The organism is Mesorhizobium sp. M4A.F.Ca.ET.050.02.1.1 (genome assembly GCF_003997725.1).
Taxonomy (GTDB): Bacteria; Pseudomonadota; Alphaproteobacteria; order Rhizobiales; family Rhizobiaceae; genus Mesorhizobium.
Genome location: NZ_RZSG01001212.1, coordinates 1 through 1157 on the forward strand (window position 1 = coordinate 1; position 1157 = coordinate 1157).

General features: G+C 64.4%; 1 protein-coding gene and 1 pseudogene. Both read right to left on the reverse strand.

What is annotated here, in order from left to right; all coding sequences use genetic code 11:
- Positions 1 to 6: 6 nt before the first annotated feature.
- Entirely contained in the window at positions 7 to 609 is a 603-nt protein-coding gene (locus EOA33_RS36390; protein WP_126057142.1) for a nucleotidyltransferase family protein, read from the reverse strand.
- A 40-nt stretch (positions 610 to 649) separates the two neighbouring features.
- Positions 650 to 1157: pseudogene (locus tag EOA33_RS36395) on the reverse strand (phenylalanine--tRNA ligase subunit beta); the annotation flags it as partial.

Here is a 1157-nt window from a genome sequence, read left to right on the forward strand (position 1 = left end):
CCTATCTTACCAGGCCACCATACGAATCTCCGGCCAATACTCCCGCGCCCGCGCCCCCTTCACCTCATGCGTCCGCTGATTGTCCAGCGCCCGATTAGGCGTGATGCGGAAGGAAAAAATATCGTCGAGCCCGAACGGCGCCACAAGATCGAGGCGCCCCTGTGCATCGTACCGCACTCCAACCGCGTGCGTCTTCGAAGCAAAATAGCTGACGGACTCGCTTGCGCTCGCATAGCGCGGGCATTCCTGCCCGAACTTCTCCGGATACCACAGATGCACCCGCGCCTGGTTGCGCACCTCGACCGGCAGCGCCAGCCCTGCGAAGTGCAGCGCCGCCCGGCGGATCACCGCATCCTCGGCCTCGTAGGAAAGGTCGGCATCGTCGAAATAGAACAGGTCGACATCCTTGATGCCGTAGCCCGGCGGCTTGCCGGTCAGATGGTTCCAGACGCTGTTGTAGAGCGCGCCCGACACCATCAGCCAGTCCGGCAGCGCGAGATCACGCACCCGCGCCAGTGTTTCGCCAATGAGCGGGTCGGTCGCGATGATGCCGAGGAACGCCGCGCGCTGTTCTTCAAAAGGAAGGCCGGAATAGCGCAGATGGTCCATCGCCCTTTGGAGGACGATTCGCCATCTGACGGCAATCCCCTCAAGTCCTCAGCACGCCGCCCGTCTGCTTGTTGACGTTCTCGACGATGCGTTTGGCCAGCGCCTCGAAATCCTCGTCGGTCAGCGTCTTCTCGAGCGGCTGGATCGACACCTCGATGGCGATCGACTTCTTGGCCGCGCCCAGTGACGCGCCCTCGAAGATGTCGAAGACCGAGACGCCGGTGACCAGCTTCTTGTCGGCAGCGAGTGCGGCGCGCACCAGCGTGCCGGCCTCGACCGTCCTGTCGACGACGAAGGCGAAATCGCGCTTCACCGCCTGGAAGGCGGAGAGCTCCAGCTTCGGCTTGGTCCGTGTCGGCTTGGCTTTTGGCTCCGGCACCGCATCGACATATACCTCGAAGCCGCAGAGCGGCCCGGAGACATCGAGCGCTTCCAGCGTCTTCGGATGGAACTCGCCGAACGTGCCGAGCACCGTCTTCGGCCCGAGCTTGATCGTGCCGGAGCGGCCGGGGTGGTACCAGGCCGGGCCGCCGGGCTCGATCTGCAGC

Excerpts from the sequence above, each read along its gene's own strand:
- EOA33_RS36390 (WP_126057142.1), bottom strand. The coding sequence starts at position 609 with ATGGACCATCTGCGCTATTCCGGCCTTCCTTTTGAAGAACAGCGCGCG.